The 10143-nt window shown below is 37.4% G+C and carries 5 protein-coding genes and 1 pseudogene; 4 read left to right on the top strand and 2 right to left on the bottom strand.

Annotated elements, in window-relative coordinates; all coding sequences use genetic code 11:
• Nucleotides 1-15: 15 nt before the first annotated feature.
• Nucleotides 16-1056, top strand: coding sequence for a hypothetical protein (locus tag F1560_RS05965; protein ID WP_149473718.1), 1041 nt, complete (start codon nucleotides 16-18; stop codon nucleotides 1054-1056).
• Nucleotides 1057-1095: 39 nt separating this feature from the next.
• Here F1560_RS05965 and F1560_RS05970 read toward each other — a convergent pair whose 3' ends face one another.
• On the bottom strand, nucleotides 1096-3192 hold the full coding sequence (locus tag F1560_RS05970; protein WP_245347670.1) for an RNA degradosome polyphosphate kinase: 2097 nt from the start codon (nucleotides 3190-3192) through the stop codon (nucleotides 1096-1098).
• A 90-nt stretch (nucleotides 3193-3282) separates the two neighbouring features.
• The gene (locus tag F1560_RS05975) at nucleotides 3283-4821 is read right to left on the bottom strand and encodes a Ppx/GppA family phosphatase (protein WP_149473719.1); all 1539 of its coding nucleotides are present in this window, start codon (nucleotides 4819-4821) and stop codon (nucleotides 3283-3285) included.
• Between the two features lie 173 nt (nucleotides 4822-4994).
• On the opposite strand from F1560_RS05975, the gene F1560_RS05980 reads away from it, so the two are divergent.
• From F1560_RS05980 to F1560_RS05990, 3 genes and pseudogenes are all read left to right on the top strand, one after another.
• Nucleotides 4995-6890: a PrkA family serine protein kinase gene (locus tag F1560_RS05980; RefSeq protein ID WP_149473720.1), complete on the top strand. Its 1896-nt coding sequence runs from the start codon at nucleotides 4995-4997 to the stop codon at nucleotides 6888-6890.
• A gap of 235 nt (nucleotides 6891-7125) precedes the next feature.
• Nucleotides 7126-8298: a sporulation protein YhbH gene (gene yhbH, locus F1560_RS05985; RefSeq protein WP_149473721.1), complete on the top strand. Its 1173-nt coding sequence runs from the start codon at nucleotides 7126-7128 to the stop codon at nucleotides 8296-8298.
• 270 nt (nucleotides 8299-8568) lie between these two features.
• A pseudogene (locus F1560_RS05990) lies at nucleotides 8569-9981 on the top strand (SpoVR family protein).
• The last annotated feature ends 162 nt before the right edge of the window (nucleotides 9982-10143 follow it).

Raw genomic sequence — 10143 nt, forward strand, 5'->3', positions numbered from 1 at the left:
TAAGGATGTGTTAACTTGTCCATTCATAACTATTATGTGAGCGGGAATACTGCTCAGGGGTTCGTTAATTACTTACAAACAAACATAGAGCAAATAGAGACAATCATTTATTTAAAGCATCCCTCAGAGACGTATAAAACAAATATTTTAAATCATCTCATTCACATGTATAACCCAGAGGAGAAGCTAGAGGTTTTAAAAAGTCCTTTAGGCAGGAACTATTTAGATGGGGTAATCATTCGACACAAATCCGTAGCAATTGTTACAGATCGGATTGCATTGGAAGGCGTTCAGGCAGTAACGCTTGATTTACAGCACTTAATAGGCTCGTATCAAATTACTGCAAGGAATAGTGATATGGAAGAAAAAGTCGATCAATTTACGACGAAAGCTTATGAAAACTTTGCAACAGGACTAAAAATCCATGATGAATTAGAAGCCATTTATATTAATGAAATGAACTTCAAACGTGCGAATGAGTTGGCCGACAATTTGATTAAAGAGTTATTGGCTTCAACTACAAGCTTAAACAGACAAGCGCATGTATACCATCGATTATTCGGTACGAACACACCTGATGGGGTTGTTAATGAGGTCCCACATTTAATCGAAAAGCTATCCAATGTGTATTACATTAAAGGGCGGGCTGGTACTGGCAAGTCAACCTTCATGAAAAAAGTTGCAAATGCTTGCGAGCAGCATGGATTTGACGTGGAGTTGTATCATTGCAGCTTTGATCCAAAAAGCTTAGATATGGTGCTCGTCCGTGAGCTTGACTTTTGTATATTTGATAGCACGGATCCACATGAATTTTTTCCGGGACGCGATGGTGAAAAGATTCTCGATTTATATCTAGAAGCTGTCACTCCAGGGACGGATGAAAAGTTTGCAACGAAAATTAATACGGTAAATCGCAATTACAAATCGTATATGAAAAAAGGGATTCAAGAATTACAGCAGGCAGGGGAAGCTTTTGAAGCAATAGAGCAAAACTATACCTTTACAGATGAGGATATTCAAAAAGCACTTGGCCATATTCAAAACAACTTGAAATAATAAAGACAATCCAGGGCAACGAATTGCGCTGGATTGTTTTTATTCTTCATCATCCAATAAACGGTGCGCTATATTAAATAACATCATTTGACTGTCAATTCGTTTTTCACCGTGTTCTACTTGAACATAATGATACGTACCGTCATTAGCTTGCTCGCGTGCTTTGACATTATCGGCCAAGTAAATCATAAGCACGTCCTTGATGCGTGTTTTAATTTCCTGCTCATGAATCGGAAATAATAGCTCTACCCGTTTTTTCATGTTTCGTGTCATCATATCTGCAGATGAGAGGAAAATTCGCTCATCCCCGTTACTGTTAAAATAAAAGATACGACTGTGTTCTAAAAAGCGACCAACAATACTTCGGACACGAATATTTTCACTTACACCTTCGATTCCAGGCTTTAGACAGCATATTCCCCGGATGATTAAATCTATTTTTACTCCTGCTTGTGATGCTTGATAGAATTTCCGGATCAAGACTTTATCAGTTAGGGAGTTCATTTTTGCAATAATTCTTCCATTATTCTTTTTCGAATGAAACGTTATTTCCTCATCAATATAACGTATGAAGTCATTTTGAATATCAAAAGGTGCCATAGATATGTGATGGAAGGTAGGTTTTTCTGTAAATCCGCTTAAATAATTGAAGAAGTTTGTAGCATCAATCCCGAATTTGCGCTTCGTTGTAATAAAACCCATATCTGTATATGTATTTGCTGTGGAATCATTGTAATTTCCTGTACCTAAGTGGACGAATCGTTCAATTTTTTCTTTGCGTTTTCGAACAATAAGTGTAATTTTACTATGTGTTTTAAGAAAATTCATGCCATAAATAACATGACATCCAGCTTTTTCTAATTCCTTTGCCCAGTGGACATTTTTCTCTTCATCAAATCGGGCTTTCAGTTCAACGAGTACGGTGACCTGTTTTCCATTTTCGGCAGCTTGCTTTAGGCCTTTAATAATTGGAGAATTACCACTGACTCGATACAACGTTTGTTTAATTGCAAGAACCTCAGGATCGCTAGCAGCTTCTTCAATAAAATCGACAACAGGTTCAAATGACTCAAATGGGTGATGTAGAAAAATATCCTGCTTGGCAGCCGCTTCAAATAAACTTTCGTTCAGACGAATACTTTGTGGTGGCTGTGGCATCAGGGTCTCATAAACGAGATGTTCGAGTTTGGCTTGAACTTCTTTATAGAATCGAAATAAATACGTTAGATCAAGCGGACCATTTACAACATATAGGTCATTTTTGTGAATCTCTAGTTCCTGAAGGAGGAAATCAACTAATTTATCATCGTATTTTTCTGCCCTTACCTCGAGGCGGACAGCCGTCCCCCATTTCCGTTTTTTTAATTTCTTCTCAATTTCTTTTAGAAGATCACGTGCTCCCTCTTCATGAATGGTCAAATCAGCATTTCTTGTAATCCGAAATTCTGTAATGGAACGGACGTGATATCCTTTAAATAACTTATGTATAAAGTGTGAGATGATATCTTCAAGTAAGATATACTGATTTGTGTTTGGCACGTTGACGAAGCGATCCAGTAATGCTGGAACTTGGACAATTGCATTTTTTGTTGTGCTTAATTCATTATCAAACATATCTTCTAAAACAATGGCCATGTTAATCGATTTATTCGAAAGCATTGGGAATGGATGATACGCATCAATGGCCAATGGTGTAAGAACAGGAAAAATATGCTCGTCAAAATAGGTTTCCAGTGCAGTTGCTTGGTCTGAAGATAATTGATCAGCTGCAATTAGCGAAATGTTTTCAACTGCTAACTCTTCTAGTAGTTTGTGATAAATCATGTATTGGTTCTCTACAATCGAATGATTCTCATTAGAAATTTGTGCCAGTTGCTGTTTAGGGGTGAGGCCGGCTTTGTTCTCTGGCTTATTAAAACCAGCCTTCACTTGGTCTTTTAAGCCTGCTACGCGTACCATGAAAAATTCGTCTAAGTTGGAAGAAAAAATCGCCACAAATTTAAACCGTTCTAATAGAGGATTTTTCCTATCAAAAGCTTCATCGAGTACTCGTTTGTTAAACGCAATCCAGCTCAGCTCGCGATTATTATAGTAAGCCGGATTATCCAAATTATAAATATCTTCTTGTTTTGTCATGATAACACCCTCCTCATTAAACATGTTTGTATCTAGATGTACCGCTTTTCGGATTTTAATCTTAATGAAAGGAGCGGAAAAGTACTAGGGTTAGCGATCCGTTAATGCAGGTATAAACTCGATATCAATCTGTTTATCAAGTGCTTTTTCTAGATGCTTTTTCTGTTTTTCTGTTTGATATTGTTCTGGATTATAGTCTTTATGACAATAAATCCTCATGATGATACGATCCTTTTTGAATGTAAGATCAAAATCCGAGACGACTTGCCTTTTAGTAGCATCAAGACAATAGGTGAATTTTAATAAGGCACCAAGCAAGCGAAGTTTTTTTCGCTCTTGTCTTAAAAACCAATATTTGTACGGGTCGATAAATTGCTTAAAGACGGTACTGTTTTTAAATGATGCAACGAGTGCAAGCTTTAACCGATCAATATGCATGAGACCATCAATTGTCCGATTAGCTAGCAAATAGAAGGTGTGCTGCGAGCTTGACTCAGAATCAATATATTGTCCGAGATTAAATACATGGCCAGCTTGCTGAAGGATTGTCCAGTCTGACTTCGTTAAAGAGCCAATTCCTTTTTCATACAATGCATGAAAAAGTTTTCCTGTTAAAGACTGTATGTGATAAATTTGAGTGATATTCAGGTTGTATTCGTAAATGAGTTCAAGAATACTGTCTTCGAGAACATCTGGATATAAGTTCGTTTCTGTGCTTGCTGATAAGTATTCGTAAAATACGCCGTCTCGTAATCCTTTTCTACTTAAAATGAAGTTTTCTGCATCCATTACTTCATAAAGACTCAGGAAAACGCACGTAGCAGGTAAAATGGTATCTGCGCGATCCTTTGAGAGACCTTCTATCTTCTCCAGTTGAAGCTGATCGAAAGAACTAAGAAAAGAGACAATATGTGCGATATCACTATCATTCATTTGGTATTGGTGTAAACCAGCTAGCGGATATTCCTTTATATTCTGATCGATTTGTGCCATGTTACGGGCACTTCCGCCAATCCCGATTAATGGAACTTGTTTATCTTTTAACCAATCCAATGTATGCAATTGTTCATGAAGAAACAGACGGAGGTTGAACATCGCCTTTTCTTTTGTTTTGGATGATTCAAAAAACTCCTTCAGTGTTAAAGCACCGAAAGGGAAACTATGTGATTCCAAGAGAACGCGGTCTTTAAAATATGTAACTTCTGTACTTCCTCCACCAATATCAATCGTAACTCCTTCCGTAATCGATGTGGAATTTACGACGGATAAATAGCCATAAAAGGCTTCTTCTTTTTCGGATAGAATCTGTATATCCCATCCGATCTCTTGCTGAACTTTTTTCTGGATTGCTTCTTTATTTTTGGCCTGGCGAATCGTTGCAGTTGCGATACAGGAAAATTTGCTAAGCTCATAGATTTCCAAAACATTCTTGAAGCTTTGCAATGTTGTTAGCAACTTGCTGACTCCAGCATTCTCCAGCGTGTTTTCTTCATTAAGGTAGTTGCGAAGGCGAGCAACAGATTTTACGTTCTCGACCTCATGTAGTCGACCTGATTTATCTTGTGAATAGATAACGAGACGCATCGTATTGGAGCCGATATCAATGATTGCATAGTAACTTCTTATCATTCTTGTGCACCAGCCTTTATAAGATTATTTGCATTATATCATACCCTAGATTCTGATTGATTAACTTGTTTTTAAAGAAAAATTTACAATTCCCCCTTTTTTAACACAAAGCATGAAAAGATGTGTCCGTGCATAGGATGTATAAATCGCTGCATAGATGGAGGGAGTAGTTGATGAATATATTAAATAAGGTGAGAGACTATAGGGAAGAAGAGAATCGTTTAAAATGGGAAGGTACATTTGCGGATTATTTAGAAATTGTAAAAGAGAAACCAGTAGTTGCACAAACTGCGCATTCCCGTGTATATCATATGATTAAAAGTTCTGGGGTTACAGAAAAAGATGACAAGAAAATGTTCCACTTCTTTGGTGAGGGAATTTTTGGATTAGAGACAGCCATTGAGCGATTAGTTGAAGAGTATTTTCATCCAGCTGCAAAGAGGTTAGACGTAAGAAAGCGAATATTATTATTGATGGGACCTGTAAGTGGAGGGAAATCCACAATTGTTAGCATGTTAAAACGAGGCCTGGAACAATATTCTCGAACAGATGAAGGTGCTGTTTATGCGATTAAGGGCTGTCCAATGCACGAAGACCCGCTTCATTTAATTCCACAGCATTTGCGAGATGATTTTTTTAAGGAGTATGGTATTCGAATCGAAGGCAGCTTATCTCCATTAAATACGATGCGATTAGAACAGGAATATGGAGGGCGTATTGAAGAGGTAAAGGTAGAACGGATATTCTTCTCAGAGGATAAGCGTGTTGGTATTGGGACATTCAGTCCATCCGATCCGAAGTCACAGGATATCGCTGATTTAACAGGAAGTATTGATTTTTCAACGATTGCTGAATTCGGGTCAGAATCAGATCCGCGGGCATACCGTTTTGATGGGGAATTAAACAAGGCCAATCGAGGGATGATGGAGTTCCAAGAGATCTTAAAAAGTGATGAGAAATTCCTCTGGCATTTATTATCATTAACGCAAGAGGGGAATTTCAAGGCTGGCAGGTTTGCTTTAATATCCGCTGATGAGCTTATTGTTGCGCATACCAACGAGTCGGAATATCGTTCTTTTATATCAAATAAGAAAAATGAAGCCTTGCATTCTCGAATTATTGTAATGCCGATTCCATATAATTTAAGAGTTAGTCAGGAAGAGCGAATCTACGAAAAAATGATAAATGAAAGTGATATCGCTGATGTCCATGTGGCACCACATGCACTTCGAGCTGCAGCCATATTTTCGATCTTAACAAGATTAAAAGAATCAAAGAAACAAGGAATTGACCTTGTGAAGAAGATGCGACTTTATGACGGAGAGAATGTGGAAGGATTTAATCAGGTCGATACAGAAGAATTAAAGAAGGAATTTCAGGATGAAGGAATGGCAGGTATTGATCCCCGTTACGTGATTAACCGGATATCATCAACGATTATTCGAAAAGAAGTGCCTTCGATTAATGCATTGGATGTACTGCGATCGTTAAAAGATGGACTTGATCAGCATCCATCCATCTCGAAGGATGATTTAGATAAATATATGAATTACATTGCAGTAGCGAGAAGAGAATATGATGAAATCGCGAAGAAGGAAGTACAGAAGGCGTTTGTTTATTCGTATGAGGAATCAGCCAAAACGTTGATGGATAACTATTTGGATAATGTTGAAGCGTATTGTAACAAAAATAAATTACGTGACCCACTTACTGGAGAAGAGATGAGTCCAGATGAAAAGCTGATGCGTTCGATTGAGGAACAAATTGGGATTTCTGAAAACGCGAAAAAAGCATTTCGAGAGGAAATTCTCATTAGGCTTTCTGCTTATGCAAGAAAAGGGAAGCGATTTGACTATAATTCTCACGAGCGTTTACGTGAAGCAATCCAAAAGAAGCTATTTGCAGATTTGAAAGACGTTGTAAAAATTACAACATCATCCAAAACACCGGATGAGTCCCAATTGAAAAAGGTAAATGAAGTCATTGCACGTCTCATCGATGAACATGGCTATAACTCTGTGTCTGCTAACGACTTATTACGCTATGTTGGTAGTTTGTTAAATCGATAATGTGTGAAGTGAAAATGCGTACAGGGCTGACGAAATGTTAGTCCTGTTTTTTTACTACTTAGAGGTGAAGTAAATAGCAGAATTAGAAATATTTAGGATGAATAATGCACCATTATTCATGATTTTATACTAGATTTCATGAATTAGTGGAAATAACTTGTTTCCCTCTGCATAGTATAAAAGAAAGTATATTTTAATAATAAGTGATTGAAAAATCAAATAGGAGAGGATACAAATGACTGAAGAAAATGAGCATAACTTTGTTGTCTCCCAGGAAAACTGGTCTCTCCATCGAAAAGGTTATCAGGATCAGCAGCGTCATATTGATAAAGTGAAAGATGCAATCAAAAATAATTTACCAGACCTGATTAGTGAAGAAAATATTATTATGTCCAATGGGAAAGACGTCATTAAAATCCCAATTCGATCGTTAGATGAATATAAAATCCGCTATAACTATGAAAAATCGAAGCATGTTGGGCAAGGAAATGGTGACTCTGAAATAGGGGATGTTATTGCTCGTGATCCAAATGCAGATGCAGGCGGACAACAAGGAGCAGGTAATGGGAAGAAGGCAGGAGAGAATCCAGGTACGGATTACTATGAAACAGAGGTTTCGATTGCCGAAATTGAAAATGCTCTTTTTCCAGATTTAGAGCTTCCCAACTTAAAACAAAAGGAAGCAGCAGAAATAATAACAGAGAAAATCGAATTTAATGATGTCCGCAAAAAAGGGTTAATGGGAAATGTGGATAAAAAACGAACAATTTTAACGGCATTAAAACGAAATGCGAGAGAGGGCAAAGCTGAAATTACGCCAATTTATAATGATGATTTGCGTTTTAAGACGTGGAATGAAGTGATTAATCGGGAATCCAAAGCCGTTGTTATTGCGATGATGGATACGAGTGCATCGATGGGGAACTTTGAAAAATACATGGCACGGAGCTTTTTCTTCTGGATGAATCGTTTCTTGCGCACAAAGTATGAGACGGTGGAATTTGCATTTATTGCACATCATACGGAAGCAAAAGTAGTGTCTGAGGAAGCATTCTTTTCGAAAGGTGAAAGCGGTGGAACAATCTGCTCCTCCGCCTATAAGAAAGCATTAGAGCTAATAGAGAATAAATTTAATCCATCCCGCTATAATATCTATCCATTTCACTTTTCCGATGGGGAAAATATTAGCTCAGACAATGCAACGTGTATCAAGCTTGTAAATGAGATTATGGAAGTTTCCAATATGTTTGGCTATGGAGAGGTCAATGGATATAATCGTTATTCAACCTTAATGAATGCCTATAAACAGATTGATGATCCGAAATTCCGCTATTATGTGTTAAAGGAAAAAGGCGATGTATATCATGCGATGAAGAGCTTTTTTCAAAAAGGAGCAGCCACGGTTTAAGCTTTAAGTTATGGTTATTTGGATTTAAAACGAACAGAGAAAGATCTCAAACGCTACTATTGGGAGTCTTTCTCTGTTTTTGGGTAGCTAGGATCATAGGGAATAAGTGAAAAGGGTTGTTAAATATATAAATAGAAGTACGTTTTAGGTATTCACTTAATATCTTCCTAATAAATCTAAAGCGATTGAACGTTTTCAATCTTCATGACTGTATTTGTTGGACATTTTTCTACTGTCATATCATAAACTATATAAAGCACTTGTGGAGGGATGAAGTTGACACAATCAAAAGAGCTGACATATGCAATTGAGGAAATAACAGAAATTGCATCTGGGTTTGGGCTTGATTTTTAGCCGATGCGTTATGAAATTTGCCCGGCAGATATTATTTATACATTTGGCGCATATGGGATGCCAACGCGATTTACGCATTGGAGCTTTGGGAAACAGTTTCATAAAATGAAGCTACAATATGATCTTGGTCTAAGTCAAATATATGAGCTTGTAATTAATTCTGATCCATGCTATGCCTTTTTGCTCGATACAAACAGCTTAATACAAAATAAGCTGATTATTGCTCACGTACTTGCCCATTGTGATTTTTTCAAAAACAATGTGCGCTTTTCAAATACGAGGAGAGATATGGTTGAGAGCATGACAGCAACAGCTGAGCGGATTGCTGATTACGAGATGCTGTATGGGAAAGATGAGGTAGAAAGCTTCTTGGATGCGATCCTTTCGATTCAAGAACATATCGATCCATCGATTATCCGTTCCAAACTACCTGTAGTAGACGATGACCAAGTGGAAGAAGAGCAGCCAACAAAAAGTCCATATGATGATTTGTGGAGTTTAGATGAGAATAGAATTGATGCAAAACCGAAAACGAGGAAACGCATCAAAAAGCTACCGCCGAAGCCTGAGAAAGACTTATTATTATTTATTGAGGAACATAGTCGTGAACTGGAGGACTGGCAGCGAGATATCTTGACAATGATGCGAGAAGAAATGCTCTATTTCTGGCCACAGCTAGAAACGAAAATCATGAATGAAGGATGGGCATCGTATTGGCATCAGCGTATATTACGGGAAATGGATTTAACGACCGATGAGACGATTGAGTTTTCCAAATTAAACGCTGGAGTTGTTCAACCATCACGTACTTCCATTAATCCATATTATCTCGGAATAAAGATTTTCGAAGATATTGAAGAGCGTTATAATAACCCGACAGAGGAAATGCTACTCCACGGTTATAAGTCAAATGCGGGACGGGAGAAAATATTTGAGGTTCGGGAGATTGAATCAGATATTTCATTTATCCGCAATTATTTAACAAAAGAGCTTGTTGAACGAGAAGATATGTATTTATTTGAGAAAAAGGGAAGAGATTATCGAATTACACAGAAGGACTATGAACAAGTTAGAGATCAGCTCATATCGATTCGCGTAAATGGTGGCTTTCCATATATTGTCGTTGATAATGGTGATTATTTGCGTAATGGTGAATTATATCTTGTCCATGGGTATGAGGGAACTGAATTGGATATACGTTATTTAGAGCATGTTATGCCATATATTTATCAGCTATGGGGACGAACGGTTCATATGGAGACAGTTATTGAAGGAAGGGAAACCGTGTTTACCTATGACGGGAAAGAAATATCCAAACGAGGGAAATAAAATTGCTAGATTGACTTAAAAGAATTCATTATAAAAGATAGGGTTATGCTTGTGTAATAGAAAAAGAGACTTGACTGGTTGGGTGCTTACCCCTATAAGTTAGAGTTTTTATTATGCAGCTGATTGGGTGGATTGAGTTCGGTAATCGACTGGACTTAATCC

Source organism: Oceanobacillus polygoni (assembly GCF_008304605.1).
GTDB classification, from domain to species: Bacteria; Bacillota; Bacilli; order Bacillales; family Amphibacillaceae; genus Oceanobacillus; species Oceanobacillus polygoni.

Coding starts and splice junctions, on each gene's coding strand:
- F1560_RS05970 (WP_245347670.1), bottom strand. CDS start 3,192: ATGACAAAACAAGAAGATATTTATAATTTGGATAATCCGGCTTACTAT.
- F1560_RS05975 (WP_149473719.1), bottom strand. CDS start 4,821: ATGATAAGAAGTTACTATGCAATCATTGATATCGGCTCCAATACGATG.
- F1560_RS05980 (WP_149473720.1), top strand. CDS start 4,995: ATGAATATATTAAATAAGGTGAGAGACTATAGGGAAGAAGAGAATCGT.
- yhbH (WP_149473721.1), top strand. CDS start 7,126: ATGACTGAAGAAAATGAGCATAACTTTGTTGTCTCCCAGGAAAACTGG.